Raw genomic sequence first — 26,487 nt, forward strand, 5'->3', positions numbered from 1 at the left:
AAAATATACAGGAGATACGACTATGGCTATAATGATAACCGATGAGTGTATAAACTGCGGAGCCTGCGAACCAGAGTGCCCGAACACCGCCATATACGAAGGCGGCGCGGAGTGGACCTGGGGTGGCGGCACCGCCCTGACAGAGGTAGAGATTGACGGTGGCGAGGTTGTTCCTGGCGATGCCCCGCAAACACCTATTTCTGACGAGTTTTACTACATCGTTTCCGATAAGTGCACCGAGTGCATGGGCTTCCATGAGGAGCCGCAGTGCGCCGCCGTTTGCCCTGTGGATTGCTGCGTAGACGACCCGGATTACCGCGAGACAGAGGAAGAACTGCTGGCCAAAAAAAGCTGGCTGCACCAGGAGGCGTAAGTATAAAACGTTCTCAAACGTATAAAACCTGTCTGTAAAGGGCGGGTTTTTTTGTTTAGGCGGATAACAAAGTATAAAGCTATGGAAGGAACAACACACGAAGGCAAGACCTTTGATAAGGTGGTTTATCCCGGCAAACCCAGCCGGAACCGGGAGTTTGAGCAATGCACGTTCCGAAACTGTGATTTCTCCGGCAGCGATTTCTCGCAGAACCGATTTACCGACTGCACCTTTATCGGCTGTAACCTGGCCATGCTTAAACTGGGCAGCTCCACGCTAAATAATGTGGTTTTCCGGGAGTGTAAGCTGACGGGCGTAAACTTTGGTGAGTGCGAAGAGATACTGTTTACCGTGCGATTTGAGCGCTGCCTGCTGGACTACGCCTCCTTCGCGCGCCGGAAGATGCCCAAGACGCAGTTCATCCATACTTCGCTAAAAGGAGCCGATCTCTCCAACGCCAACCTCGCCAACGCTGTTTTCAATGATACCGACCTCCACAGAGCTGTGTTTAACTACACCAACCTCTCCGGAGCCGATTTTTCCACGGCCTTTAATTTTGAAATAGACCCGGAGCAGAATACGATCAAAAAGGCGAAGTTCTCCAGCTATGGGCTGCAGGGACTGCTCACCAAGTATAACCTGCAGATAGTTTAGCGCAGAGCTATACTTGCTGCAGGTGCGGACGCCAGTTCCCTTGGCTGTTCAGTTGGTAACAATCAGCAATTATCAACTGACAATTGATACAAATTCCCTAATTTTGCCTATTCGCTTAAACAGCAGCCAAACAAAGTATACGATGTCGATTTCAACGAAATATAACCCCAAGGAAGTAGAGAAGAAGTGGTACGACAGCTGGATGCAGCGCGGCTTCTTCCACTCAGAGCCTAATCCGAACAAGGAGCCTTATACCATCGTGATCCCGCCGCCAAACGTTACGGGCGTGCTGCACATGGGCCACATGCTCAACAATACCATTCAGGATGTACTGATCCGCCGTGCGCGTATGCAAGGCAAGGAGGCATGCTGGGTACCGGGCACCGACCACGCTTCCATCGCCACAGAGGCGAAGGTGGTGGCTATGCTCAAGGAAAAAGGCATCAATAAAAGCGACCTGACCCGTGAGGAGTTCCTCCAGTATGCCTGGGAATGGAAAGAGAAATATGGCGGCATCATCCTGGAGCAGCTCAAGAAGCTCGGCGCCTCCTGCGACTGGGACCGCACCCGCTTCACCATGGAGGAGGACCTTTCTGCTGCCGTAATAGAGGTGTTCGTGGACCTGTACCGCAAAGGTCAGATCTACCGCGGGGTGCGGATGGTAAACTGGGACCCGCAAGGCCAGACAGCGCTCTCCGACGAGGAAGTGATTCCGAAAGATACCATGGCGAAGATGTACCACCTGAACTACGAAGTAGTGGCAGACGGTACGGCAGAGCCTGCCTACATAACCGTGGCTACCTCGCGCCCGGAGACGATCATGGCCGACGTGGCTGTGGCCGTGAACCCAAACGACGAGCGCTACCAGCACCTGCACGGCAAGTCGGTGCGTATTCCGTTGCTGGGTAAGGAGATTCCGGTAATATTAGATGAGTACGTAAGTATAGATTTCGGTACAGGCGCGCTGAAAGTAACGCCGGCCCACGACCTGAACGACTACGAGCTGGGCCAGAAGCACAAACTGCCAACCATCGACATCCTCAACAACGACGGCACCCTGAATGCGCAGGCGCAGCTGTATGTCGGCCAGGACCGTTTCGCGGCACGCCGTAACATCGTAAAGGACCTTCAGGAAGCCGGCTTGCTGGTGAAAGTTGAAGAGTATGCCTCTGTCTTGCAAACTTCGGAACGTACCGGTGCCGTGATTGAGCCGCGCCTCTCGATGCAGTGGTGGTGCAAGATGGACAAGATGGCCCAGCCTGCCTTGGAGTCGGTGATGAACGATGAGATTCGCCTGCACCCGCCTAAGTTCAAGAACATGTACCGCTCCTGGATGGAGAACGTGCACGACTGGTGTATTTCGCGCCAGCTGTGGTGGGGCCAGCAGATTCCGGCTTACTACCTGCCGGATGGTTCTTTTGTAGTGGCAACCAGCGCGGAAGAGGCGTTGGTTTTAGCCCGCAAAGAAAGCGGTAACGAGAACCTGCAGCTGTCAGACCTGCGCCAGGACGAAGATGTGCTCGATACCTGGTTCTCGTCGTGGCTATGGCCGATTTCAGTGTTCGACGGCTTCAAAGACCCGGACAACAAGGATATCCTTTATTATTACCCGACCAATGACCTGGTAACGGCTCCGGAGATCCTGTTCTTCTGGGTGGCGCGCATGATCATGGCTGGTTTTGAGTTCCGCAACGAGCTGCCCTTCAAGAACGTGTACCTGACCGGCATCGTGCGCGATGCGCAGGGCCGTAAGATGTCCAAGTCGCTGGGCAACTCGCCCAACCCGCTCGACCTGATCGACCAGTACGGTGCCGATGGTGTGCGTGCGGGTATGCTTTTCAGCTCGCCGGCCGGAAACGACCTGCTCTTCGATGAGAAGCTGGTGGAGCAGGGCCGTAACTTCTCGAACAAGATCTGGAACGCCTTCCGTCTGATCAAAGGCTGGGAGGTGGACGAAAGCCTGCCGTTCCCGAACGAGACAGCCGTGAAGTGGTTCGACTCGCGCTTCAACGAGGCGTTCGTGCAGATCGAGGATCATTTCAGCAAATTCCGGATCTCGGATGCGCTGCTGGCCGTGTACAAGCTGGTGTGGGACGATTTCTGCTCCAACTACCTGGAGATGATCAAGCCAGCCTACCAGCAGCCGATCGACAAGCAGACGATCGACACAACAGTCGGCTTCCTGGAGAAAGTGCTGAAGGTGCTGCATCCGTTTATGCCGTTCATCACGGAAGAGATCTGGCATGAATTGAAGGAGCGCAAGCCCAAGGAGTACCTGATCGTAGCGCCTTGGCCGAAGAAGGAGAAGTTCGACAAGGAGATCATCGAGAGAATGGAGAACGTGCTGAACGTGATCGGCTCTGTTCGTAACATCCGGAACTCCAAGAATATCGCGAACTCCAAGCAGCTGGACCTGTACATTAAAGTGATGAACAGCGACAACTACGAGCCATTCCTGGGCATCATGCGCAAGCTGGGCAATCTGGATGAGATCAAGTTTGTGGAGGAGAGTATAGAAGGCGCCATCAGCTTTATCGTGGCCGGCGACGAGTTCTTCATTCCCATGGAAGGCAACATCGACGTGGAAGCAGAGCGCGAGCGCCTGACGAAGGAGCTGGAGTACACCAAGGGCTTCCTGCTAACGGTAGACAAAAAGCTGAGCAACGAGCGTTTTGTGAGCGGCGCGCCAGAGGCCGTGATCGCCAACGAGCGCAAGAAGAAAGCCGATGCGGAGGCCAAGATCAACGCCATCGAGCAGAGCCTGGCGGCGCTGTAAACGCAAAGTATAAAGTATAAAGCACAAAACCGGCCGCCCCTTTACGGGAGCGGCCGGTTTTGTTTTCTAACATTCTAAACTGTGCCTGCTTAGCGCACCAGCACCATTCTGTTGGAGGTTACCTTGCCCCCGGCTTCCACCCGGTAAATATAGGTGCCGCCTGGCAGGCTGCTGCCGTCAAACTGCAGGCTGTGCTTACCGGCAGGCTTGCCCTCGGCCAGCACGGTCTGCACCCTGTTGCCCAGTACGTCGAACACCTCTATTGTTACATAACCATCCTTCTCTACCGCATAGTTAATGGTGGTAACATGCGTGAAGGGGTTAGGGTAGGAAAAGCTCTTTTCCCATAGCGCCTGCTCTGCCTGCAGCTCAGAGGTACTGGAGGTGGAAGCAACTGGCTGTGTGGTGGCCTCCCAGTGGGTCTGGGTTCTGGTAACGATCACGGCAAACTCCCCACGGGTAACGCTCTGTAGCGGCTTAAATGTGGCGTGCATTTGCGGCAACAGGTCAAACGGGCCCTGCGTTACGGAGTAAAAGGCGTTGATTAGGCCCATGTCCAGGGCCACGCTCACGTAACCCTCCAGGCCGGCCGGAATATCTTTGGCATCCTCAACCGGAATTTTCTTCCCGTCTACGGTTACAGTAACGGTTTTGCCATTGCGCTGCAGTGCCTGCTCCTGCAGGCCCAGGCTTTGCACCAGCGAGTAGGCCAGTTCTGCCCGGTTAACATTTGCTTTCGGGTTAAACTTGCCTGATCCATCGGTTCTCATGACACCGTTGTAGCTGTGCAGGCGGTCTCTGAGGGCGGCTCCTTTGGCTGTTACCGACTCTGCTAATAGCAGGTCGTTGCCGCTCACATCTCGGAAGGATACAGCGCCGTTCGTAGGGAAGTACTGGCGTACAGCCTGTCCCATCATCAGGTAATCTGCCAGCTGTATTCTCTTGAGCGGTTCGTCCGGCTTATAGCCACCTCCTAAACCGTCTGCCAATCGTGCACTCACAGCCATCTTGATAGAGGCTTCCGCCGGATGCCCCACGATATCATTCAGGCCGGTTGTGCCGCTCAGCTGCAGGCTGGTAATAGAGCCAGTGATTGTCTCAGGTAAGGCAACGCCCTGCAGGCCTTCGATCTTCAGCGTCCAGGTGCCCGGCATGGGAGAGGCTACGGCCATCCCTCTGTCGAACGTAAGGGCGAAGAGAACCGGAATGCCCGAGCGGTACTGTGTGCCGTCCGGCGCGAGCAGGATCAGGTTTACCGGGTTGCCTGTTTCGCCAAGCAATCCTCCGGAGGTTATTTTAGCTTCGATACCCGTGGTGCCTTCTGCTACTGAGAACTGCATCTGGTTATTTGCAGTTAGCAAGGGGTTGTAATCGATGGTGAAGTTCTGGACCTCTTTAGACGTGTTGATGCTGCTGTTGAACTTTCTGTTCAGGTTGAGAGCCGTTCCGAAAGGAGTGCTTCTGAAAATATAGTCTACGGCAGCATAAGCGTTCACATAACCTGCGCCCACTTCCCAGGGCTCACGGTTTGGCATGTTAGTGGCCGTTTTCTGCAGGATGTCTTTTACCTGAGCAGGAGAGAGCGAAGGGTTGGCCTCCAGCATCAAAGCTACGATACCAGCTACGTGGGGCGTGGCCATAGAAGTGCCGCTCATGTGTGTGTAGAAAGGGACATGGGCAGGCTCCAGATTCTCTATGTCCTGTTGGGCAGCCAATGATGCCACTGGTCCCAGAACCCTGGTAGAAACGATATCCACGCCAGGAGCTACAATGGTTGGTCTGTTTTCGAAAGTCCAGGTTTCGCCATCTATGCTAAAAACGCCACCTTCTCCCTTCACGCCTCTGGAGGAAAACTCCGCCAACCGGCCATACTTGTCGCCGGCGCCCACCGAGATAACCCATGGGGCAATAGCATAAGGGTTATGCGTGTCGGAGCTTGGACCTTCGTTACCTGCGGCAAACACAGAGACAATGCCGCGGTCATAAGCCTTCTTAGAGGCCACGTTCACAGGGTTGTTCGGGTCAAAGTCGCCCGAGGTGCCCCAGGAGTTGCTGATTACTCGGATGCCGTACTCGTACTGGTGCGTTAAGGCATAGTCGTAGCCACCAATGGCATCCAAAATAAAAAGTGCCCCACCAGAGCCGTACCCGATCAGGTCTGCGCCTGGAGCGGCACCCTCGTACAGGCCACCCGACTTGGCGCCATTGCCGCCAACGCTACCGGCGCAGTGTGTGCCGTGACCAGAGTTGGTGTCGGTGTTAGGTACGTTTTCCAGCCATGTTACCGGGAGCATGCTATCCAGGCTGTTGAGGTTGGTGGTGCCCATCACGTTCTGTACCAGGTGTGTGCCGAGTTTGATGTCGTCGTGCGTGCCATCCACGCCGCTGTCGTTGATCATCACGCCCACGCCCTTGCCCGATACAGGCATGCCGTTGTTACGGGATGTCATGAGCTTATCGCCTCTCAACCTTTGCACCCCTGTCAGGTTGGTGCCATTGTAGTTGAAGTAGGTGAGCTTTTTGTTGAGGTAAACTGATTTCACAGCCGGGTTGCTGGCCAGACCTTCTATTTGTGAAGCGGTAGCAAGTACACCGGCTATCGGCAAGGATTTGAAAGTAACTCCTTTGGTGATACCTAAAGAGTTTAACAGGGAAATGTCGGCAGGAGTAGGGGCTGCATTGCCATGGAAGGTGACAACTACCCCCAGCGAGCCGGTAGTTGTTTGCAGCAACTCTTTAAGCTCCTTGTCGAGCGTAGCCTGTGCCAATGCAGATCCCGCAAACATGACGAGGGCTACAACTAAGGTAATAAGGTGTTTCATGGTGAGATGATTAAAAGTGTTACATATAAATTGTGTTTAATAGGGTATTCAGAAAGTCTGGAATTGCACCGGCTAAAAACAGCAGGGGCTGGTGTAACTGTGGGTATAGTCTGGTGTAGATAGGTGTGGTAGCGGGAATAATTGGATTATACTTAATAGTATATGCTTTTGTTGCTCCTAATGCGCGATTATGATTCTGAAATTTAGGATGTTACAACATCTTTGCCTCTGCTGGTTGTCGTATGAGAGAAGGGGAAATTGCAGCTATTATACAAATAGATGTTTGATTATATTGTAAATAAATTGTACTAAAATATGTTTTTTTGTAGGGTATAGTAGCAGGATGTGCTACAAACCAAAGTTTATACCTGTAGCATCCCATGGCGTCTTTCAAATTAGCCACCTATATAGTAAGTTTAAGGTAAAAGTATGTTTAAGGTAAATCCCAGCATATCAACCATGAAGAACAAACCCGTACTTTATACTTTGTTACTGCTGCTTACCTGTGGCGTCTTTTCCTGTACATCGGCAGAGTCTGACGCTGCAGAAACGATGGCGCAGCAGGAGCACGAAAAAAAGATCCTGGTGTTTTCCAAGACCACTGGTTTCCGGCACAAGTCCATCCCGGCAGGGAAGGCGGCTTTGTTGCAGTTGGGAAAGGAGCACAAGGTGGCCGTTGACACTACCGAGAATGCGGCTGTTTTTACGGCCGATTCGTTAGCGCAGTATGCAGTTGTTGTGTTCCTGAACACCACCAAGGATGTGCTGGATGCGGAGCAGCAGGCCGCCTTCGAGAAGTATATACAGTCGGGCGGAGGCTTTGCTGGTGTACACGCGGCTACCGATACTGAGTTCAACTGGCCCTGGTACAATCAGTTGGTAGGCGCTTACTTTGCCAACCACCCCGAGATTCAGGCAGCAGCCATTGATGTGCTGGACAAAAATCACCCTTCCACCACACACCTGCCCGACCGTTGGGAGCGTGAGGACGAATGGTACAATTTTAAAAGTATGAACCCGGATGTACACGTGCTGGCCAACCTGGACGAGAAAAGCTACAAAGGCGGCGAAAACGGCGAGCAACACCCCATTGCCTGGTACCATGAATTTGATGGGGGCCGCGCGTTCTACACCGCCCTGGGCCATACGGAGGAGAGCTACCGCGAAGAAGCTTTCCTGCAGCACCTATGGGGCGGTATAAAGTATGCGATGGGAGAGTAAGATTTACATAATGTATAAACAACCTGCGGCGGCAGGAGCAGCGCGCCTGGAAGTATACTTCCGGGCGCGCTTTTTTATGGAGTGGCCGGGTGAAGTATAAATCTCCGCACCTATGCAACCCTCGACTAGGTGTTAGGGCTCTTACAGGTATAGATCCAACCCTACCCTAAAAACTATGGCCAACTACCTGCTTTCCCTGCTGATGATACTGCTGATGACCCAATGCCAGCGAGAGGAGGTACTGCCGCAGGAATCGGAGCTTGGGAAAGCCTTTCTGCTGAAGCAGGACGAACGGCTGAAGGTAACCGGGGACGAAACCACGGCGCTGGCGCTGCAGGTGGAGGAGGTAAACGACTCGCGCTGCCCTGAGGACGTGGTGTGCGTGTGGTACGGGAATGCGGTGGTGAAGCTGAAAGTATACAGTAGTAGCAGCGGTAAAAGCCAGACACTCACCTTCTGCATCGGCGATTGCAAACCAGAACCGGCTCGGGGCAAGCATACTTTAATGGCGGAGGTTGATGGGCAGGCGTACGAAATTACGCTGCTGGAGGTGCTGCCCTTCCCAAACTCTACCGAGGAACAACCCGCCAAGCAGGTGAAACTGCTGGTGAAGAAGGCCGGCTAAACCGTAGCACATGGGCCACAGGCTGCTTATGCTTTAATGTATACTTTTCATGCTTATACTGGTGGCAACGCTAAAGCAGCGGCTATCGAAATGATATCCAATCTTTCCGTTGAGCGCCTTGTAGATTTCCGGTGCCGAAGGCAGCCCGAGGCACGAGGGCAGGTAATGTACACAGCGCGATGCGGGAAGACGAGCCCTCTCGGGCTGGAGAGCACCAATGTCAGAAATGAAACAGTAGGTTTGTGGGAACTACAGGATCAGCAGTAGCTAGAAAGTATAGCTTGGTTGAGGTTGAAGGGAGCAGCGGCTATGAAAGTATAAATCAAGTATGAGCCGGTTGGTTGGGTTTGGTGCAAAGTATAAATCCGTGCTGCAGATGCCTGACATACCTCCAGGCAAAGGCCCTTGCCAGTACCAACTGCCGGTTGAAAGTATACCCAAATCTGTCACCTATGAAACAAGCTTTCACCTTTCTTTTGCTGCTGCTCACCTTTGCCTCGGGGGCGCAAAGTATAACACTGCAGGGCTTGGTGCTGTCCAGGGATAGCGACAAACCACTGCCTTATGTCAACATCGGCATTCGGAACAAAAATATCGGCACCGCTTCAGACGAGCAGGGACAATTCATACTTTCGCTGCCGCGGGAACACGCGCAGGATACGCTGACTTTCTCGGCTGTAGGGTACCATGAGCAGGCAGTGCCGGTACGGGAGATGGCAAGTATAAAACCGCTGGAAGTGAGGCTGCAGGAGAAGGTTACCCCTTTGCAGGAGGTGGTGGTGCAGCGCCGCAAGTTAAAAGTCAGAAGACTGGGGGTGACGGGGCGGCTGCCGGTGGTGTGGGGAAATCCGGACCAGAAGGAAAGCCGCGATATTTACGAGTTCGCCAACCTGATCGAGGTGAGAGAGAAGCCGTCGAAGTTGCTTTCGGCGCATTTCTATCTTTCCAGCTCTAAGTTAGACTCTGCCTTGTTCCGCATCAACCTTTACAAAAGTACCAACGGACAGCCCGGGGAGCGGCTGGTAGAGCAGAGCATTGTGCAGCGGCTGCCGGCCAAAGGTGGTTGGGTAAGCGTAGACCTGGAGGCCTTGGATATATATGCGGCGGAGGATTTTTACCTGGGCATCGAGTACCTGCCTGCAGAGGGCGCAGTCAGAAAGGCGATCATGCTGGGCGGCAAACTGGGCGGCTCCAGCTACTCCCGCAAGGCAAGCCTGGGCAGTTGGGAGAAGTTTGTCGGCGCCAGCCTGAGCGGCTATGTTACCGTGATGCAGTGATAGTAGCTGAGCCACAGCGGATTGCGTTAGATACATGGTGTTTTATACTTGTCAGGAAAAATATCCGCCCCCGGATGTATTGCATATATAAATCTGCTTAGTATATTTGCAGTACCAATCCTTAGCCGCGGTTAGGGAACAGAATGCGCAAGTGGCGAAATTGGTAGACGCGCTGTCTTCAGGCGGCAGTTCCGCAAGGTGTGAAGGTTCGAGTCCTTTCTTGCGCACAGAAAGAGGCTAATCGGAAACGGTTAGCCTCTTTTGCTTTATCCCCTCTCCAAGCTTTAGGCCCAATTTGTCTGGATTACTTTCTTTGGCAGAAGCGACGCCAAAGAAAGCCAGAGCTGCTTTTCAGAACATTTTTTTGAATTCGAAGTATGGCAAGCGGAGGAGCATGTATATATTCAGGACTATATCTGCCGCAAGAGTGGCTAAAGCGGGATAAAAAGTGCAATTTGAGCAAATACATCACCTAATACCCTGTATTTTATGTTAAAATGGCACATAGAGGTACTGCACCTCAAGCTGAAGCACACGACCACCTTCGCCCCCGGTACCCAGGCCACCCGGGTTAATTTCCTGGTGCAGGTGTCGGACGGTGAGTTTAGCGGCTTTGGCGAGGCAGCCCCTGAAGCGCGCTACGGCGAAAGCCCGGAGCTGTTGCTGCAGCAGTACAAGGTGCTGTTGATGGGCGGCATGCCGCAGGTACAAAGTATGGAGGAGCTCCTGCAACTGCTGGAGCAGCACCCTCCCATTAACGCGCTGCGCTTTGCCATAGAGGCTGCTTACCTGCACTACTTCTGCCAGCACAAAGGTATTCCGGTGCACCAGTTGCTGGGCCAGCCGCAGCCGGAGCCGCAGGTAACCTGCTTTACGCTGCCTGCCTTGCAGCCCGGGGAGGTGGCGCATTACATGCACAAGTATAACCTGGGCCGGTTCCGCTACCTAAAGCTGCGGGTAGACCCGGAGCGGGGGCCGGAGCTGTTGCAGGAGGTGCTGCGCGCCACGGAGCAGCCGCTGGTGCTGGATGGCCACGAAAGCTGGCTGGATCCGGGAGAACTGCTGGACTTCCTGAACCTGCTGGAGCGCGGCCGCATTCTTTTTATGGAGCAGCCCATGCCAGCCTCCAAAGCGGCAGCTTACGCCCAGATCAAAAACATTAGCCCCGTTCCGCTTGTTGCCGATGAATCGGTGACGGATGTGGCGGACCTGGAGCTGCTGCGCACGCAGTTCCATGGCGTAAGTATAACCCCGATGCGTGCCGGCGGCTACCTGAACACTGTGCGGCTGCTAAAGGAGGCGAAGAGGTATGACCTGATGACGGTGCTGGGATCGGGAATAGAGACCACGCTGGGCGCCTGGAGCTCCATGCAGCTGAGCAGCGCCTTTAACTTCGTGGACCTGGACGGCTTCCTGATGCTGGAGGAGGAACCCTTCGGGCTGGTGCACGAGCAGGAGGGAGTGCTGCACCTGAAATAACCAGAAGATAAATTTGTAGGGCTGATCGGACATCGTTTTGCCGAAATCAACGTATTGCTGAAACTTTTTTAAATTATTTCTGTTGATATGTTTGTACATTAAATGTATGTACACCATATTTGCATGATAATCCGGGAGTATAAGCTGCACATGAAGATAGAAGACGAGATAAAGCAAAGCGCTTTCAGGAGCGAGTATCATAAGGCTTATATTAACCTTGTGTATACTTCGGGCTATCTGGAGCAGGCGCAGGCGGCGCTGTTCAAGCCCTTCGGCATCACGCTGCCGCAGTATAATATCCTGCGCATCCTGCGCGGCCAGCACCCAAAACCGGCTACCATCAGCCTGCTGATCGAGCGCATGCTCGACAAGACCTCCAACGCCTCGCGCATTGTGGACAAGCTGGAGGCCAAGGAACTGGTTACGCGTAAGCAGTGCCCTTCCGACCGCCGCACGGTGGATGTGCTGATCACCGAGAAGGGTCTGGAGCTGCTCCGGCAGATGGATAGGCTGGAGGGTGGCAAAGGCACCGGCCTCGCTAACCTGACAGAGGAGGAGGCAGCGCAGCTGAACATGTTGCTGGACAAGATCAGAGACTAACAGACAACTATACCACCAACAAAACCGATGAAAAAGTACGTAATTCTTGCCTCTCTTGCGGGCTCGCTGTGCTACATAGCCTACGCCGGCAACACAAACAAAGTGGTCGAAGCCACAGAGGTAGCCGTTCCTGCCAAGGCCCGTGCTTATAAAGTGGACGTTGCCAACAGCGACCTGAAGTGGCACGCCAAAAAAGTAACCGGCGAGCACTTGGGCAGCATCGCCCTGCAAAGCGGCGAAATGACAGTGAATGGCAACAAGATAGTGGGCGGAACCTTTGTGATCGATATGAACTCTATCACCTGCTCCGACATCAAGGACGATCAGTACAACGCCAAGCTGGTAGGCCACCTGAAGTCTGACGACTTTTTCAGCGTAGAGAAACACCCTACTGCCACCTTCAAGATCAGCAGCGTGAAGCCTGTTGCCAAGGCGGAGGCCGGTAAGCCGAACGCCACCATCACCGGCGACCTCACGATCAAAGGAATTACGAACCAGGTAACTTTCCCGGCTACCGTGTCTGTTAAGAACGGCGTGGCCTCTGCCAAAGCTGATGTAACCATAGACCGCACCAAGTATGATGTGCGCTATCGCTCCAACAGCTTCTTCGATAACCTGGGCGATAAGGCGATCTACGACGACTTTGTGGTAAGCCTGAACGTGACTGCGAAGCAGTAAAACTATACTTTACAGAGAAAAATCAACCCAACCATACTTAATTAAATTGTAATGAAGAGAGTATCCATTTATGCATCGTTTGCAGCTGCCCTGCTTTTTACTGCCTGCAGCTCCGAGGCTGAGAACACAACAGAAACAACGGCCGTAACCGCTGAGGCTCCTGCCGCAGCCGCCGAGGGCGAAACATACCAGATTGCCCAAGACCAGAGCAACGTGAAGTGGCATGGCACCAAAGTAGGTGGCGAGCACATGGGCGAAATTAAAGTGCAGAACGGCGAGCTGACTGTTGCTGGCGACCAGCTGACTGGCGGTACTATCGTGATCGACATGAACAGCATCACCAACACCGACCTGGAGGATGCAGAGTACAACGGCAAACTGGTAGGACACCTGAAGTCTGACGACTTCTTTGGCGTAGAGAAATTCCCGACTGCCACATTCGAGATCACAAGCGCTTCCCCGATTGCTGATGCCGCTGCCGGCCAGCCAAACTACAACGTAGAGGGTAACCTGACGATCAAGGAGAAAACAGAGAAAGTAAGCTTCCCGGCTACTGTTTCGGTAGACAACGGCACGGTGAATGCCAAGGCTGACGTGAAGGTAGACCGCTCGAAGTTTGACGTGCGTTATGGCTCTGAGACCCTGTTGGGCGAGCTGGGCGATAAGGCCATCTCTGATGAGTTCACCATCACGTTCGACGTAACTGCGACGAAATAATTTAAGACCTGCATTATCCCTAAACCGCTTCGGCCGCTGTGGCCGAAGCGGTTTTCTTTTTATGCTTGCAGTTGATCTGTACCTTTGCCAAAGTATAGACTTATAAAAAATTACCCTTCATGACAAAGTATACGTTTGCCTGGCTGGTGCTGGGCCTGCTGCTTTTTGCGGCATGCTCCGGAAATAAAACCCAGAGATCTGAGGCACAAGCTATTGTGGATGCCGCCCTGGAGGCCCACGGCTCCCCAAAACTTAACAAGAGTGTGGTCACCTTTAAACTGCGCGGTACCCAGTACCGGGCCCTGCGGGATAACGGTGCCTTTGTGTACAGCCGCACCTTCTCCGACTCCACCGGTCAGCGCATACACGATGTCTTGAGCAACAGCGGCTTTAAACGTACCGTGGACGAGGTGGAGGCAGAACTGCCGGAGGAAAAAAAGCAGGCCTACAGTAACTCGGTAAACGCGGTTATATACTTTGCGCTGCTGCCATACTTCCTCAACGATGCTGCCGTGCAGAAAGCCTATCTAGGCGAGGCGCAGGTAAAAGGGGAGCCATACCACAAGATTAAGGTTACCTTTACCCAGGAGGGTGGCGGAGAGGGTTTCCAGGACCAATACATCTACTGGTTCCACAAAGACCGCCATACCATGGATTACCTGGCCTATGACTTTCAGGAGAACGGCGGTGGCTCCCGCTTCCGCGAGGTATCAAACGTGCAGGAGGTAGGAGGCATCCGTTTCCAGGATTACCATAATTACAAGGCCACAGACAAGGATTTCCCGATCGAGAACTACGACAGGGCCTTTGAGGCGGGCAAGTTGGAGAAAGTATCGGAGATAAACCTGGATGAGGTGCAGGTGCGGGAGCTGGAGTAGTATACTTTAGTTGGCTACCCGAGATTTATACTTGTAGAGGCTGTCCAAAAAGGCAGCCTCTTTCGTTTAGAAAGGCCTCTGGATGTACCAGCTCATACTTTATACTTCAGGCTATTTTTCTATACTTGGGGTGTATCGGAGGCGGGACGCCACAAAATACCGCAACCCCGCAGGACGCAAACGGAAGCAGAATAATTCACTCCTCCACTCCATCACTCATTCAAAATTCAGCACTACTCCACCTCGAACTCCTTCGGCAGGGCCACCGTCAGGTGCTTGGGGCGGCTATGGATCTGCTGCAGAAAATCATCCAGCTCAGATTTATACTCCAGGTGGTAATCCTCGTGCAGGTTTTTGCGGATGAGTTGAATAGTGCGCAGCAGCAGGCGTGCCGTAGCTGTGTAGAAGCCTTTGTAGTAGCTGTCGAACTGGCCGGTGAAGTTATCGAAGATGAGGCGCAGCGTGTACAGGTGCAGCTCCACTTCGGCCTTTGGGTCCTTGGTGATGCGCTTGAAGCGGGCAATCTCCTTCATGGCCTTGCGCAGCGCCTTGGTGAGCGCCTTGGCCAGGCTGCGGCCGCTGGCGTTTAGCAGCAGCTCATGTATCTTGTCGGCGGCATCGTCATACACCTCTTCCAGCGTTACTTCCTCCTGCAGCTCATACCTTAAGATGTCGTAGAGTTCGGCGTCGCGGCGGGCGGCTTTCAGGATAATGGCTTCTTTTTCCTTGTCGCTTAGTTGTTTAACCGCCTGGCGAAAAGCTGGTGAGATGGCTGGCATAATCAGATGGGGAGGTTTTGCAGGTCTAACATATCCTGCTGGCGGGCGGTGGCCTGCTTGTTCTTTTTCAGGTCCTGTAGGCTGATGAAGTTGGCCATTACATCGCCGAAAGGCGTCACAAGCTTGTTTTTCCAGCAGGATTTAAAGTCCACGCCATCCAGCCCGGTGGAAAGGTCGATGCGGTTGGGCGGGTAACCCAGCTGCACCACCACATCCTCGGTTATCAGGTCTTCCAGGTTTACTTCCTGCGGGTCGTAGCCCAGTTCGTAGAGCACGGCCAGCACTTTTTGGGCATTGTCTTCGGTAGGATTTATCCAGATGTCGATATCGCCGGTGTAGCGGGGGTAACCGTAAAGGGCCACGGCAAATCCGCCTGCAATAAGGTACTCGGCGCCTGCGGCATTCAATTGTTTGATGACTTCCTGAAAATCTTCTGTCAGTTCCATTTGTACTAAAATACTATACCGGACCCTGAGCTGCTGCACGGCCACAAGGCGCGCCGGGGCAGGCTGGGTGAGCCAGTAGGATAAATCATCGTTGCTATCCGACAATCTTTTTTTGCTAACCGCTCTGCCCGCCGGTCGGCGCAGAGGGGTGCTGACTTTTTTATCCAAAGTATAAACCAGTGAGAGGTTGAAGTAGGACCTACGGAAAAGCAGCAATAAAGTATAACAGGCTGCCGCCGGAAGCAACAGCCTGTTACAAAAGTATGAAATTTACAGGTTGTCGTCAAAATACTGGGTCACCTTTCGCATCAGGTGCACGCGGTCTTTGCCCCGCACGTTGTGCGGGTGGCCCGGGTACACGAAGTAGTCCAGCAGGATGCCCTCGTCCACGGCTTTTTTAAGGAATGCCAGGCTGTGCTGCCACACCACCACATCGTCCACCGTGCCGTGTATCATCAACAGCTTGCCCTGCAGGTTCTTCACGTGGTTGAGCAGGTTGGCATCCTCGTAGCCTTGCGGGTTTTGCTCCGGCGAGTCCATGTAGCGCTCGGTATACATTACCTCATAGTATTTCCAGTCGATCACAGGGCCGCCGGCCACGCCTACCTTGAATACACCCGGGTGGCGCGTCATCAGCGAGGTGGTCATAAAGCCACCGAAGCTCCAGCCATGCACGCCCAGGCGCCCGGCATCCACGTAAGGCAGCGACTTCAGGTACGCTACGCCGCGCAGCTGGTCCTGCATCTCCACGGTACCCAACTGGCGGAAGACCGCCTGCTCAAAGGCCAGACCTCTGTCGCCGGAACCACGGGAGTCGAGGGTGAAGACGATGTAGCCTTTCTGGGCCATCAGGTGCATCCAGAGGTTGGCGCCACCCAGCCAGCTGTTGGTAACGAGCTGCACATGCGGACCGCCGTACACATACACCACCACCGGGTACTTCTTGCTCTTGTCCATGTTCGGGGGCGTGATCATGCGGGCGTACAGCTCAGTGCCATCCTCCACCTTGATCGGGAAGATGGTGGTTTCCCCGAGGTTATACTTTGTGAGTGGATTTTCAGCCGTGAGCAGCGTTTGCTCTACCTTGCCGTTGGTGCTGAGCACCTGGATCTTGCGCGGTGTTTCCCGGCTGCTGTAGTTGTCCAAAATATACCTGGCGTCGGGGCTGAGCTGGGCGCTGTGCACGCCGCTGCCCTGCGAGAGGCGACGGCTTTTGCCGTTGCGCAGGCTTACCGCATAAATGTGGCGCTCCAGCGGGCTCTCGGCCGTGGAGGTATAGTATAGCTCATCGCCCTTCTTGCTAAAGCCATGGATATCAGTTACCATCCAGTTGCCTTTCGTGAGCTGGCGCAGCTGCTTGCCGCTGGTGTTGTACAAGTATAAATGGTCGAAGCCGGTGCGCTCGCTCACCCACACAAACTGGTCGGGTTTGCCCGGCACAAAGTATAGGCCGTGCTCCGGCTCCACATACTTCTCCTGCTTCTCTTCAAAGAGTGTGCGCTCAAACGCGCCGGTCTGGGCATTGTAGCGATTCAGTTTCAGGTGGTTCTGGTCGCGGTTGAGCACAGCAATGTAAATATGCTGCTCATCGGGGCTCCAGGTGATGTTGGTTAAATACTGCTCGGCCGGCTCGCCAGTTTGCAGGTAAATCGTTTTGCCAGAGTCCACATCGTACACCCCCACCGTCACGTGGTGGCTCTTGCCGCCCGCCATGGGGTATTTGATGTTGTTGAGCTGCGCCGGAAGTGGGGCTACATCCACCAGCGGGTAATCGGTTACCATACTTTGGTCCATGCGGTAGAAGGCCAGCTTGCTGCCCGTTGGCGACCAGAAGGTGCCCTTGGTGATGCCGAACTCAGAGCGGTGCGCCGCCTGCCCGTGCACGATACCCTCATTCTCCTCGTTCGTTATCGCTATATCCTTCTCACCCGGTGCCGCCAAGTATAAATCATTGCCTTTGGTATAGGCCAGGCGCTGCATCGTCGGATCCAGTTCCTTGTGCTCCGCCTCCTCCGCATAGGTCATAGTTACCCTTGCCCGGCCGGACGTCAGGTCGTAGGCCAGGATTTTGCCCTGCACGTCCATCACAAAGTTGCTGCCGTCGCGCCAGTACAGCGTCGGGAAGCTGCTGAGCTTCTCAGCGCCCACGGCCGTGAGGGCGGCGTTCAGCTGCTCCAGCGTCAGGATGTCCTGCTGCCTGGTGGAGGTGGCGTTGCCGCGCACGAGCGCCTGGTTGCCGTTGTCAGCCCTGACGTAGGTAAAGTCGCTGGTGCCGGCCACCCACTGCAGTTGGCGCAGGTTCTGGGGCTGCAGCGCCGGGTTGATGATGGCGTCCTCCATGGTCAGCAGCTTGTCCTGTGCCTGCAGCTGCAGCGTTACGGAGAGAAGCAACAGGAGCAGGGCTAATCGCTTCGGGAAGTATGAAATTGTCATGATTCGAAAGTATGATCAGTATAAAAAACCAGTATGCAAGAAACGGCTAATATCCCTGTTTCGCAAAAACAACGGCCTTTACCACGGCTAAAGTATAACCGGAAAACGGGAATCATACCAGGCCCCCGTTTGTTAAAAACCATAGCCCCGGCACGTATAAAACATCCCGTAACATGGTGTTATACTTAAGCGCCGAACTTCTTTTAATGGGTAAAATTTAGTAATTTTGCAGTATGAATTGGGATACAGATATTTTTCATAAAGAGGAACTTGACGTCGCGCTACTCGAGGAGACCACCGACCTGCGCAATCTGGTGGTCTATAACGACGACGTGAACACGTTTGATCATGTCATCGATACGCTCATCAAAGTATGCGGCCACACGGCAGAGCAGGCGGAGCAGTGTACCATGCTGATCCACTACAAGGGCAAGTGCACGGTTAAAGTGGGGTCTTACGAGGAACTGAAAGGCATGTGCACCGCCCTGCACGACAAGGACCTTTCGGCGGATATAGAGTAGAGGAGGAGCTGCGTTTAGATGAATTTCCCTTCCAAGTTAATTGAGAATGCCGTAGAGGAGCTGGCGAAACTTCCCGGTGTGGGCCGGAAAACGGCGCTTCGCCTGGCCCTGCACATGCTCAAGCATGAGTCGGAGGATACGCTTTCGCTGGCTGAGGCGCTGGTGAAAATGCGTACCGAGGTAAAGCACTGCAAGGAGTGCCACAACATCTCCGACACCGAGATCTGCTCGATCTGCGCCAACCCGCTCCGCGACCGCAGCCTGCTGTGCGTGGTCAGCGATATCCGCGATGTGATTGCCATTGAGAACACCTCCCAGTACAAAGGGCTGTACCATGTGCTGGGCGGCGTTATTTCCCCGATCGAGGGCATCGGCCCCTCAGACCTGTACATCGACTCGCTGCTTGAGCGCCTACCGAAGTCGGAGATAAAGGAGATTTTGCTGGCTATCAGCCCCACGATGGAGGGCGACACCACCGCCTTTTACCTTACCCGCAAGCTTCGCGACTTTGACCTGCGCATTACCACCATTGCCCGTGGCGTGCCGGTGGGCGGCGAACTGGAGTATACCGATGAGATCACGCTCGGCAGAAGCATTGTGGAGCGTACGGCTTACGGCAAAGTATAAAAAGTATCCAAACTACAAAAAAGGCTGCAGAAACCCTCTGCAGCCTTTTTTTGTGTTCATACACCTGCTTATATACTTCTCTGCATTCAAATATGTACATGATTCAATTATTTACCTGCAAGGATTTTTTATGTATTTATAAAGTTTAATCGGAACTTAATGTAATGTAAATAAGTATGTATAGGACGTAATTTATAGTATAGCCATTGGTGCCTATGGAAGCATCACCTTTACCCGTTTCAAAACCCCGATGCAGGTATACGCTGTGTTTGCCTGTTATTTTGTTTCTGATCCTTGGTTTCTGCACATTCTCTGCCCGGGCCGAGGCAGCAGGAGAGACCCCGCGCGCGCTGGAGGTCGCCTCCTGTTCAACAGCTGTAAAACCCAGGATCACACTGAACGGCCCGCCCACCATCTGTGCCGGGGGCAGCGTGCTGCTCACGGCAAGCCCAGGCAAAAGCTACAAGTGGAGCAACGGCGCCACCTCCAGGTCCATCACGGTTACCCAATCCGGTGCCTACTATGTGGAGGTGGTGGATGAGAATGACTGCCTTGGAAAATCGGATACGCTGGAAGTAGTGGTCTCTGCCAGGCTGAAAGCGCCTAAGATTGAATATACCGAGCCCCTGGTGGTATGCGGGAAAGGAAGTATAACCATGCGGGTGGAGGAGCAGGAGGGGGCAGCCTATATCTGGAAAAAGGACGGGGTGCCGGTATATGATAAATCGAATGAGTTTACGGCCACAGAGACGGGCGTTTATACCGTGGAGCTTTCCAACTTCTGCGGCTATGTGCGCAGTGCGAATAAAGTGGAGTTCGTGATCCAGCAACCTATGCCAGCTTTTGAGGTGGAGGCCTCCGGAAAGCTTGTGTTCTGCAGAGGCGGCAGTGTAAAGCTGTCGGCTCCTGAATTGAAAAACGTTACCTACGCCTGGTTCCGGGACGGGAAGGCCGTTAGTGGCAGCAGCAGCCATACGCTGCAGGCAACCGAGGCCGGGGCTTATACTGCAGAGATCACCAGCCAGTGCGGCTCCTTCCGGAGCAGCAACAGCCTGCAGGTAGAGTTACTCAGCCTGCCCGAGGCTCCCACTGCCGAGAAGGTAGTGGGCTGCACGAAATCCTCCCTGACATTGCATGCCTCTGGTGGCAAGAATGGCATGTACCGGTGGTATACTTCCGCGAAAGGCGGCGTGGCCATTGCAGGCGCCAACGGATCCTCCTTTTCCACGCCTGTGCTCTCCAACTCGGCTACCTACTATGTCGCCGTCACCAACGGGCAGTGCGAAAGTGAGCGGGTGCCGGTGGAGGCCATCATCAACACAAAGCCAGAGGTGGCAGCCATAGCGGCAAAAGGTTCCCTGGAGTTCTGTGAGGGAGGTGCCGTGGAAATCTCCGGAGTTAAGCCTTATGAGAAGGTGGAGTACGTGTGGCTGCGCGATGGGAAAGAGGTTGAGAGCGGCCCCAGCACCCTGCAAGCCACCAAGAGCGGTGTATATACGCTGAAGCTGCAGAACGAGTGCGGTTCCACGGTGTCTTCCAACAGCATAAAAGTGACCGTATGGCCGGCGCCCGAAACCCCGGTAGCGCACGATGGCGTGTCCTGCGGACCCGGCAAGGTGCTGCTTTCAGCCATAGGGGGTGCCGCTGGAGAGTTTCGCTGGTACGAACAAGCCAACTCAGCCACAGCCATAGCGGGAGCCACCGCCGCCGAGTTCGAAACGCCTTCGCTGCAAAGCTCACGGACCTACTATGTATCGGTGGTGCGCAATGGCTGCGAAACGGAGCGGGTGCCGGTGCAGGCATTGGTGTACCCACAGCCGGTGGCCGCAGCCAGCGTGCAGGATTTGGAGATTGATGCCGGAGATAGTACCCGTCTGCTGGGCAGCGGCGGCGCGAGCTATACCTGGAGCCCGGCCGCAGGATTGGATGACCCCACCAGCGCCACGCCTGTAGCCACACCCGACAAAACCACCCGCTATACCCTAACGGTGCGCAACGAGGAAGGCTGCGAAGACACCACCAGTGTGGTGGTGAACGTGCGGCAGCTGCTGGAGATACCCAATGCCTTCTCGCCGAACGGCGACGGGGTGAACGATACCTGGGAGATCCGCAATATCGAGTATTACCCGCAGGCTAAAATTGAGGTGTACAACCGCTGGGGAAGCCTGGTGTATGAGCGCTCCAACTACCGAAACGAGTGGGCAGGCACCTACAGAGGCGCCGCCCTGCCCGTTAGCACCTACTTTTACGTGGTTATTGTTCCGGGCAAGGCCAAGTTTACCGGCTACCTCAACATCGTGAACTAAGACATCCCCCTGCCTATGAAACGACTTATACCCTTCCTTCTATTCTGCTTTTTGCCTGTCCTGCTGCTGGCGCAGCAGAAGCCGCAGTACAGCCAGTACACGATCAATAACTACCTGCTAAACCCTGCCATTGCGGGCATCGAGGAGTATGCCGACGTGAAGATAGGCAGCAGGTCAGCCATGTCTGGCGTGGAGGGGGAGCCTACCACCTACTACCTCAGTGCTCACGCGCCGATCGGTTATACTTCCAGGGGAGGGCGAAAAGGCTCGGGCCGCAGGGCTCCCTCCTTTGGGGGCAAAAACAACGGCGGGCGCATCAGCGAGCAGTTCAGGCCGCACCACGGCATCGGTATACTGGCCGTGCATGACAAATTGGGTGCCTTCCATCGAACAGAGGCAAGTATGGCCTATGCCTACCATTTGGCCCTGTCGCGGGACGTGCGGCTTTCCGGAGGGGTAGGCGCCGGCCTGATACAGCAACGGCAGCGCTCCGGCGAGCTTCACTTCGCCAACCCCGTTGATGCGGCAAACGCAGACTGGAACATGGTGAAGCCAAACTTATCGGCGGGGCTGTGGCTTTACGGCAGCAACTTTTACATCGGCACCTCGGGTGCGCAGCTGCTGGGCAACTCCGTCAGCTTTGATAATGCCGTGGAGGACCGTAACCTGCTCTATGAGCACTTCTTCCTGACCGGGGCTTACCGCTTTAACGTGACCGAGGAGATAAGCCTGGTGCCATCCCTTATGCTGATGTGGCTGCAGCCTTTGCCCGGTGCCGTAGACTTTAACCTGCGCGCCGTGTACCAGGACCGGCTGTGGGTGGGCGGCTCGTATAGGCAGAACGGCAATTTCGCGGTGCTGGCAGGTGTTACCATTAACCACATTTTCGACGTGGGATATGCCTACGACAGAGGGGTGCCTGCCAACTTCGGTATGGGCAACGGTAACCACGAGGTAGTGCTGGGCATGCGCATCTTCAACAAAGCCAAGGTGCTTTGTCCGCAAAATTTGTGGTGATGCCCTAACCCCATTCCCACTACGCAAACGCTTGTTTTTTATACTTTATACATCCCTTTCATCATCTGAGAATCATTAAGGTTGATATTCCCTTCTGTTACTGGAAAGTCTGTGGCTTTATGAGTAAATTGCCAGCTTAACTCGAAGCACATATGCAAGAAACAGCAGAAGCGAAAGCCGTCCTTTCTGATAGAATTCTGTCCCTGGCTGAGTCTCAGACCATCGCCATGGCCAAAAAAGCCCGCGAACTGGCCGCCAAGGGCTATGATGTGATCAACCTTAGCTTTGGAGAGCCCGATTTCCAGACGCCCCAATACATCAAAGACGCCGCCAAACAGGCCATTGATGAAGGGTTTACTTTTTATACCCCGGTGCCGGGCTACCTGGAGCTGCGCGAGGAAATCTCCAAAAAGTTTAAGCGCGATAATAACCTGGACTATGCCCCGGACCAGATCGTGGTGTCCACAGGAGCCAAGCAAAGTATAGCCAACGCGGTGATGTGCCTGGTGAACCCGGGCGATGAGGTGGTGATCTTCTCGCCTTACTGGGTGTCTTACGAGGAGATCGTGAAATTGGCAGAGGGTGTGCCGGTGCCGGTAATGGGCCGCCTTGAGAATGACTATAAGGTTACCGCCGAGCAGCTGGAGAAGGCCATTACGAGCAATACCAAACTGGTGATGTACTCCTCGCCGTGCAACCCGACGGGCGCCGTGTTCGAGGAAGAGGAGCTCAGGGCTATCGCCCGCGTGCTGGAGAAGCATCCGCAGGTGCACGTTATCGCCGATGAGATCTACGAGTACATCAACTTCGGCGGCAAGCATTTCAGCATGGCCAGCATTGACTCCATCCGCGACCGCGTGATCACGGTGAACGGCTTCTCGAAAGGCTACGCCATGACAGGCTGGCGCGTGGGCTACCTGGCCGCTACCCGTGAGATTGCCTCTGCCTGCGATAAAATGCAGAGCCAGATTACCTCGGGTACCTGCTCTATTGCCCAGAAGGCTGCCGCCGCCGCATTAAAAGGTGGCAATGCCAGCGCCCTGGAAATGGCCGAGGCCTACCGCCGTCGCCGCGACCTGGTACTGGATCTGATGAGCGGCATCCCGGGATTTAAGACCTACCTGCCAACCGGCGCTTTTTACATTTTCCCGGATATCAGCGCTTACTTTGGAAAACAATACGAGGGCAAGACAATCGAAAATGCCCTAGACCTGAGCATGTTTATACTTAGCGATGCCCATGTGGCCGTGGTAAGTGGCGAGGCGTTCGGGGCACCACAGTGCGTCCGCTTCTCTTTTGCCGCCTCCGACGAGCAACTGACGGAGGCGATGCGCCGCATCAAGGACAGCCTCGCAAAACTGCAGTAATGAATCATTTTAAAAGCTTAGAAGATATTTTTGAGGCCTTCAACCGCCTGAAAGTGTTGGTGGTGGGCGATGTGATGATCGACTCCTACCTGTGGGGCAAAACCTCGCGCATCTCGCCGGAGGCACCGGTGCCGATCGTGAATGTGGTGAAGCGGGAGAAGCGCCTGGGCGGTGCCGCCAACGTGGCCCTGAACGTACAGGCCATGGGCGCCATGCCGCTGCTTTGCTCCGTTATCGGCGATGATAAGGACGGGGCTGATTATCTGCGCCTGATGGAGGAGAAAGGCTTGCCGACGGAAGGTATTGTGCAGAGCCCGGAGCGGGTAACCACCATCAAGCACCGCATTATTGCCGGGGCGCAGCAACTCCTGCGCGTGGATTCCGAGATCGAGCACAACCTGACCGATTACGAGGAGCGGCACCTGGAGGAGCGTTTCCTGCAGCTGCTTGGTCAGGCCGATGTGGTGATCTTCGAGGATTACGATAAGGGGGTTTTCTCGGAGCGGAACATCCGACGCTTCCTGGAACTGGCCAACCAGCACGGGGTGCCGAGCGTGATTGACCCGAAGAAGAAGAATTTCCTGAGCTATGTGGGCTGCACGCTGTTTAAACCAAACCTGAAGGAGCTGAAGGAAGGCCTGAAAGCCGACTTTGCTGATGAGAACCTGCCTGCCTTTGAGGATGCTGTGGAAGAGCTGCAGCAACGCCTGCAGGTAAAGCAGGTGCTGGTTACCCTCTCGGAAAGAGGCGTGTTCGTGGCCGATGGCGCCGAGAAAACGTACATTGAGGCGCACCGCCGCTCCATCTCCGACGTATCCGGTGCCGGAGACACCGTAATAAGTATAGCCGCCCTATGTATGGCGCTTAAGACCTCCTTGCCTTTTATGGCTGGCCTTAGCAACCTGGGCGGTGGCCTCGTATGCGAACAAGTGGGCGTGGTGCCTGTGGACAGGCAGCGGCTATATGAGGAGGCGCTGCGCATAGGCCTGTTCAAAAAGCATGAACACCGAGTCGCTTAACAGGTTTCTTTACGGCAGCAAGCTGAAGGTGTATGCCCTGATGCGGTATACCACCTATACGCTTACCATACTTGCGGTGGGTATTCTCCTGTACGCCCACGGTGTAGTGGAGGACCCCACCACGCTCCGCAGGCTGTTCTATGCCATCGACGGCATTCTGATGGTGTTCGTGGTGATTTACCTGCTGCGTATACTCTATGCCTTTGAGCGGGTAAAGTTCCTGCGGCGCACCCGGTTCGAGGGGCTGCTGATGCTGGTGGTGTTCATCAACGAGTTCAGTACCTATGTGCTGGGCGTTCCTTTAATCTACAACATCTTCGACAGCATCGGCATATCCATGTCGGTGGAGCTGTACCGGGCAAGCGTATCGCTGTACATGCTGCTGCTGCTGGTGATAGAGCTGCTGGAAACCAGGGTGCACCTGAAAACGCTGCAGCTAAAGCCCGGCATTACCTTTCTGCTCAGCTTTATCACCCTGATCACCATTGGCACCGGGCTGTTTATGCTGCCCAAAATGACCACCACGCCGGATGGCATGCGGTTTATCGACGCCCTGTTCATGGCCACCAGCGCCTCTTGCATCACCGGGCTGGTGGTGGTAGACCCCGGCACCTATTTCACGCTGTCGGGCCAGGTGCTGCTGCTGGTGCTGGTGCAGTTGGGCGGGTTGGGCGTGATGACCTTCGCCACGTTCTTCGCCTCGCTCATGCGGCAAGGGATGGGGATAAAGCAGCACGTAGCCTTGCACCAGATTATGGATAGCGAGTCGCTGCTGTCGGCCAAGGGCCTGCTGAGCAAGCTTATCACCCTTACGCTCACCATCGAGGCGATCGGGGCTGTCATTATCTTTGCCACCTGGAGCCCCGAAGTACAGTTCTCGAATCTGGGCAGCAAGATATTTTACTCCGTTTTCCATGCTGTAAACGGGTTCTGCAATGCCGGCTTCTCGCTTTTCCCGGAGGGGCTTTATACCCAGCCGCTGCGCTTTGGCTATGTCATGCACTTGTCCGTTGCCGCCTTGATCATCTTGGGAGGGCTGGGCTTCCCAACGATGCTAGATGTGTTCTCGCCTTCGTCTATGCGCAGGCGGATGGCCGCCCCATGGCGCAACTGGAAACTGCTCACGCGTGTTACCCTGTATACCTCCGCGGCGCTGCTTACGCTGGGAACGGTTGTTTTCTTTTTGCTGGAGTATTACAATACGCTGGCCAGCCTCAGCTTTCCGGAGGCGCTCGTTACGGCTTTCTTCCAATCCGTTACCGCGCGGTCCGGGGGGTATCATACCGTGGATATCTCGGTGCTCAACACCCCTACCATCCTGCTGTTCCTGTTCCTGATGTTTATCGGCGCGTCCCCGGGCTCCATGGGCGGAGGCATCAAGACCACCACGTTTGCCGTTATCATACTGTCAGTGGCCACCACCATCAGGGGCCGTGAGAACCTGGAGATCGGACATCGCACCATTCCGCACTCCATCTCCTACAAGGCCTTCTCGGTTTTTACCTTCGCAGCCGTCATCAACCTGTTCTGCATTTTCCTGCTCTCCATTACTGATGCGCAGTTTGAGATACTCCAGTTGGTTTTTGAGCAGGTATCGGCATTCGGCACGGTGGGCCTGAGCACAGGTATAACAGCCGGCCTCTCTGACGCCGGGAAGCTGATCATACTGCTCTCGATGTACGTAGGCAGGGTAGGCACGCTTACGCTGGCGCTGGCGCTGAGCACGCGGGCCAACATCAAAGGGTACAAGTATCCGGAGGCGCACCTGGCCGTTGGTTAAGGCTGCTAAAACTACCGCTGGCAAGCCGGGCCGCTGCATTTTTTCAAAAGATTTATGGCTAAAATTTAAGGGCTTTGTAAATCATGTTTTAG

22 protein-coding genes and 1 tRNA gene are annotated in these 26,487 nt (G+C 54.6%); 19 read left to right on the forward strand and 4 right to left on the reverse strand.

Features of this window, described 5'->3' with window-relative positions:
* The first annotated feature begins 22 nt into the window (after positions 1-22).
* From OH144_RS00855 to OH144_RS00865, 3 genes are all read left to right on the forward strand, one after another.
* Positions 23-373, forward strand: coding sequence for a 4Fe-4S dicluster domain-containing protein (locus OH144_RS00855; protein WP_046310680.1), 351 nt, complete (start codon positions 23-25; stop codon positions 371-373).
* 81 nt (positions 374-454) lie between these two features.
* Positions 455-1,027: a pentapeptide repeat-containing protein gene (locus OH144_RS00860; RefSeq protein WP_266204401.1), complete on the forward strand. Its 573-nt coding sequence runs from the start codon at positions 455-457 to the stop codon at positions 1,025-1,027.
* A 142-nt stretch (positions 1,028-1,169) separates the two neighbouring features.
* Positions 1,170-3,803 (forward strand): valine--tRNA ligase, encoded by a 2,634-nt coding sequence (locus OH144_RS00865; RefSeq protein WP_266204402.1) that lies wholly within the window; start codon positions 1,170-1,172, stop codon positions 3,801-3,803.
* A gap of 89 nt (positions 3,804-3,892) precedes the next feature.
* On the opposite strand, the gene OH144_RS00870 is transcribed toward OH144_RS00865, so the two are convergent.
* The gene (locus OH144_RS00870; protein WP_266204403.1) at positions 3,893-6,625 is read right to left on the reverse strand and encodes a S8 family serine peptidase; all 2,733 of its coding nucleotides are present in this window, start codon (positions 6,623-6,625) and stop codon (positions 3,893-3,895) included.
* Between the two features lie 459 nt (positions 6,626-7,084).
* Here OH144_RS00870 and OH144_RS00875 point away from each other — a divergent pair, with 459 nt between their 5' ends.
* The 9 genes from OH144_RS00875 to OH144_RS00915 all read left to right on the forward strand — a co-directional run bounded on the left by OH144_RS00875 (position 7,085) and on the right by OH144_RS00915 (position 14,100).
* Positions 7,085-7,846 (forward strand): ThuA domain-containing protein, encoded by a 762-nt coding sequence (locus tag OH144_RS00875; protein ID WP_323134765.1) that lies wholly within the window; start codon positions 7,085-7,087, stop codon positions 7,844-7,846.
* A 175-nt stretch (positions 7,847-8,021) separates the two neighbouring features.
* Positions 8,022-8,471, forward strand: coding sequence for a hypothetical protein (locus OH144_RS00880; RefSeq protein ID WP_266204404.1), 450 nt, complete (start codon positions 8,022-8,024; stop codon positions 8,469-8,471).
* Positions 8,472-8,923: 452 nt separating this feature from the next.
* Positions 8,924-9,748, forward strand: coding sequence for a carboxypeptidase-like regulatory domain-containing protein (locus OH144_RS00885; RefSeq protein ID WP_266204405.1), 825 nt, complete (start codon positions 8,924-8,926; stop codon positions 9,746-9,748).
* 145 nt (positions 9,749-9,893) lie between these two features.
* Positions 9,894-9,975 (forward strand) — tRNA-Leu (locus tag OH144_RS00890).
* Between the two features lie 262 nt (positions 9,976-10,237).
* Positions 10,238-11,227 (forward strand): enolase C-terminal domain-like protein, encoded by a 990-nt coding sequence (locus OH144_RS00895; RefSeq protein ID WP_266204406.1) that lies wholly within the window; start codon positions 10,238-10,240, stop codon positions 11,225-11,227.
* A gap of 150 nt (positions 11,228-11,377) precedes the next feature.
* Complete coding sequence (locus OH144_RS00900; RefSeq protein WP_266204407.1) at positions 11,378-11,827, forward strand: MarR family winged helix-turn-helix transcriptional regulator; 450 nt, start codon at positions 11,378-11,380, stop codon at positions 11,825-11,827.
* Between the two features lie 27 nt (positions 11,828-11,854).
* Positions 11,855-12,505 carry a YceI family protein gene (locus OH144_RS00905; protein WP_266204408.1) on the forward strand — a complete coding sequence of 217 codons (651 nt, stop codon included), beginning with the start codon at positions 11,855-11,857 and terminating at the stop codon, positions 12,503-12,505.
* Between the two features lie 51 nt (positions 12,506-12,556).
* Positions 12,557-13,222 (forward strand): YceI family protein, encoded by a 666-nt coding sequence (locus OH144_RS00910; RefSeq protein ID WP_266204409.1) that lies wholly within the window; start codon positions 12,557-12,559, stop codon positions 13,220-13,222.
* 119 nt (positions 13,223-13,341) lie between these two features.
* Positions 13,342-14,100: a DUF6503 family protein gene (locus OH144_RS00915; protein WP_266204410.1), complete on the forward strand. Its 759-nt coding sequence runs from the start codon at positions 13,342-13,344 to the stop codon at positions 14,098-14,100.
* 233 nt (positions 14,101-14,333) lie between these two features.
* On the opposite strand, the gene OH144_RS00920 is transcribed toward OH144_RS00915, so the two are convergent.
* The 3 genes from OH144_RS00920 to OH144_RS00930 form a co-directional block, all read right to left on the reverse strand.
* Positions 14,334-14,879 carry a hypothetical protein gene (locus OH144_RS00920; RefSeq protein WP_266204411.1) on the reverse strand — a complete coding sequence of 182 codons (546 nt, stop codon included), beginning with the start codon at positions 14,877-14,879 and terminating at the stop codon, positions 14,334-14,336.
* A gap of 2 nt (positions 14,880-14,881) precedes the next feature.
* On the reverse strand, positions 14,882-15,325 hold the full coding sequence (locus tag OH144_RS00925) for a nucleotidyltransferase domain-containing protein (protein WP_266204412.1): 444 nt from the start codon (positions 15,323-15,325) through the stop codon (positions 14,882-14,884).
* Between the two features lie 270 nt (positions 15,326-15,595).
* Positions 15,596-17,758 (reverse strand): S9 family peptidase, encoded by a 2,163-nt coding sequence (locus tag OH144_RS00930; protein WP_266204413.1) that lies wholly within the window; start codon positions 17,756-17,758, stop codon positions 15,596-15,598.
* Positions 17,759-17,991: 233 nt separating this feature from the next.
* On the opposite strand from OH144_RS00930, the gene OH144_RS00935 reads away from it, so the two are divergent.
* From OH144_RS00935 to OH144_RS00965, 7 genes are all read left to right on the forward strand, one after another.
* On the forward strand, positions 17,992-18,279 hold the full coding sequence (locus tag OH144_RS00935) for an ATP-dependent Clp protease adaptor ClpS (protein WP_266204414.1): 288 nt from the start codon (positions 17,992-17,994) through the stop codon (positions 18,277-18,279).
* 18 nt (positions 18,280-18,297) lie between these two features.
* Entirely contained in the window at positions 18,298-18,906 is a 609-nt protein-coding gene (gene recR, locus OH144_RS00940) for a recombination mediator RecR (RefSeq protein WP_266204415.1), read from the forward strand.
* Positions 18,907-19,187: 281 nt separating this feature from the next.
* On the forward strand, positions 19,188-21,212 hold the full coding sequence (locus OH144_RS00945) for an Ig-like domain-containing protein (RefSeq protein ID WP_266204416.1): 2,025 nt from the start codon (positions 19,188-19,190) through the stop codon (positions 21,210-21,212).
* Positions 21,213-21,227: 15 nt separating this feature from the next.
* Positions 21,228-22,229, forward strand: coding sequence for a PorP/SprF family type IX secretion system membrane protein (locus OH144_RS00950; protein WP_266204417.1), 1,002 nt, complete (start codon positions 21,228-21,230; stop codon positions 22,227-22,229).
* A 152-nt stretch (positions 22,230-22,381) separates the two neighbouring features.
* Positions 22,382-23,596 (forward strand): pyridoxal phosphate-dependent aminotransferase, encoded by a 1,215-nt coding sequence (locus OH144_RS00955; protein ID WP_266204418.1) that lies wholly within the window; start codon positions 22,382-22,384, stop codon positions 23,594-23,596.
* The gene (locus OH144_RS00960) at positions 23,596-24,615 is read left to right on the forward strand and encodes a bifunctional heptose 7-phosphate kinase/heptose 1-phosphate adenyltransferase (RefSeq protein ID WP_266204419.1); all 1,020 of its coding nucleotides are present in this window, start codon (positions 23,596-23,598) and stop codon (positions 24,613-24,615) included. The genes OH144_RS00955 and OH144_RS00960 overlap by 1 nt, the downstream gene beginning before the upstream one ends.
* Complete coding sequence (locus OH144_RS00965; RefSeq protein ID WP_266204420.1) at positions 24,596-26,395, forward strand: TrkH family potassium uptake protein; 1,800 nt, start codon at positions 24,596-24,598, stop codon at positions 26,393-26,395. The genes OH144_RS00960 and OH144_RS00965 overlap by 20 nt, the downstream gene beginning before the upstream one ends.
* Positions 26,396-26,487 lie beyond the last annotated feature (92 nt).

The organism is Pontibacter kalidii (genome assembly GCF_026278245.1).
In the GTDB taxonomy this organism is placed as follows: Bacteria; Bacteroidota; Bacteroidia; order Cytophagales; family Hymenobacteraceae; genus Pontibacter; species Pontibacter kalidii.